This is a genomic window from Mycobacterium sp. TH-M103 (assembly GCF_057473785.1).
This window is the reverse complement of the sequence record NZ_JBYCLG010000350.1, coordinates 1-1,958: the sequence shown is the minus strand read 5'-3', so window position 1 is coordinate 1,958 and position 1,958 is coordinate 1. Positions and strand designations below refer to the sequence as shown.

Here is a 1,958-nt window from a genome sequence, read left to right as displayed (position 1 = left end):
CCGCGGCCATCGCCGCGGTGCCGTTGAAGCACGAGCCGCACTGCCCGGCGTTCTCGCGGTCGAAGTAGGCCAGCACCGACGCGGCGACCGCGACCGGGCAGTCGTCGGTGAGCACCGCGATCGCCCCGCACCCCAGGCCGCTGCCGAGGCCGCGCAGCGTCTCGTGGTCCAGGGTGGCGTCCAGCACGCTGCGGTCGAGCAGCCCGGCGAAGTAACCGCCCAGCAGCGCGCCCCGCACCCGCTCGGACGAAATGCCGTGCAAGGCGAGGAGTTCGGCGAACGGCAGGCCGTGCGGGATCTCGTAGAGGCCGGGCTGCCGGCCCCCGCCGGTCAGGGTCGCCAGGAAGGTTCCGGGTGACAACGAGGTGCCTAGCGAGCGGAACTCCGCCGCGCCGTGGCGCTGCAGGTGGGGCAGGTTGGCCAGGGTCTCGACATTGCTGACCAGGGTAGGGCGCCCGCCGACGCCGGCTTCGAACGGTCGCGGCGGCTTGTCCGTCGGCTTGGCCGGGCCACCGTTGATGAAGCGGGTGACCGCGGTCTCCTCGCCGGCGATGTAGGTCGGCTCGACGTCCCACAACTCGACCGTGATGTCGCCCAGCGCAGCGGGTTCCAGTTCGGTCAGGGCGGTTTCGACGCTGCGCGCGGATTCCGGGTCGGAGACGTAGACGTGGGCGCGGTGGGTGCCCACCATCGCCGCGGCAAGCCGCAGCCCGTCGAGCACCAGGTGCGGCCGGTGCCGCAGCAACCAGCGGTCCTTGATCGAAGCCGGCTCGCCCTCTTCGCCGTTGGCGACCACGACGGCGCCCCGGCGGGCGCGCCCGTTGTCGCGCACCGCGCGCAGCTTGACCGCGAGCGGGAAGGCCGCACCGCCACGGCCCTGCAAACCGCTGCGCTCGACTTCGCCGAGCAGCTCGTCGGGGGCCGCAAGCGTTTGATAGCCGCCGCGCGCCCGGTATGTGGCGTAAGCCTCGCGCGCGCGGGCGGACTCGTCGCCGAGCAGCCGCGGCGCACACCCGGGCCATGCGGTGACCGTGATCGCCGGCGCGGCGCTGGTTTCCATCAGCTGACTCCCAACGTCCCGGGCCGGGCTAACCTCGAGCACATGCGAACTGCCGTGGTGCGCGTCAATGTCGACCCGCCGGGTCTGCTGACTCCCGCACAACTAGACGAGGGCATGGCGGCGCTCCTCGGGCTCGCCCGCGAACTGGGTGCCGACGTCGTCGACAACAATCTCGCGGCCATGCCGCCGGGCCGCCGGGAGGCGGAGCTGCTCATCGCCGGCGACGACGTGGCGGCCCTCACCGACCGGGCGATCAGCCTGTGCGCCAGAGCGTTCGGCACTGTGCCGGCCCCCGGGGTGGTCACCTACGTCAGCAGGGGCACCGACGACGACGCGCACGGTGTGCTCTCCGCGTTCGGTCTCACCGGCCAGATCGTTCGCACGCCCGGCGACGACGGCTTCGACATCGTCCACGTGACGCTGCGCGAGGCCGATCTCGACAGCATCCCGGAAAGCCGGATCCACACCGCGCTCGAGGCGTCGCTGAACTGCGAGGTTCACATCCACACCGTGTGAACGCATCAGGAGCCCAGGAATTCCAGGATCGGGGGTGCGGCCTGTACCCAGGTGTCGAACATGTTGAAGTGCTGCACCCGACCCGCCGCGCGGTCCTCGGAGGCGCGTTCCCAGGCGTCCTCGGGCCAGGGCGGGTCGATGAGCGTGGATCCCTTGATCAGGCAGCTGACCTCCAGCGAAGTCCGCTTCGGGTGGTCCATGTCGTTCTCGCCGCCCCGGATGATCAGCGTGGGAACTTCGATCCGGTCGAACATTTCGTCCTCGACGCCGGGAATCGTCTGGCCCGGCTTGGACACGAACGCGTTCAGCCAGCGCAACATCACCTTGAGGAACTCGCCGGAGTCGAAGTCGAGGAACCGCTGTTTGTTGTCGGGGTTCTCCT

The 1,958-nt window shown here is 70.6% G+C and carries 2 protein-coding genes and 1 pseudogene; 1 reads left to right on the top strand and 2 read right to left on the bottom strand.

The window, feature by feature from the left end; translation table 11 throughout:
* Positions 1–1,060 (bottom strand): NADH-ubiquinone oxidoreductase-F iron-sulfur binding region domain-containing protein (locus tag AC2VOR_RS19470; RefSeq protein WP_486964341.1); only part of this gene is annotated, 1,060 nt, incomplete at its 3' end.
* 42 nt (positions 1,061–1,102) lie between these two features.
* Here AC2VOR_RS19470 and AC2VOR_RS19465 point away from each other — a divergent pair.
* Positions 1,103–1,576 (top strand): hypothetical protein, encoded by a 474-nt coding sequence (locus AC2VOR_RS19465; RefSeq protein WP_369737036.1) that lies wholly within the window; start codon positions 1,103–1,105, stop codon positions 1,574–1,576.
* Between the two features lie 5 nt (positions 1,577–1,581).
* Here AC2VOR_RS19465 and AC2VOR_RS19460 read toward each other — a convergent pair.
* Positions 1,582–1,958: pseudogene (locus AC2VOR_RS19460) on the bottom strand (alpha/beta fold hydrolase); the annotation flags it as partial.

Excerpts from the sequence above, each read along its gene's own strand:
- AC2VOR_RS19465 (WP_369737036.1), top strand. The coding sequence starts at position 1,103 with ATGCGAACTGCCGTGGTGCGCGTCAATGTCGACCCGCCGGGTCTGCTG.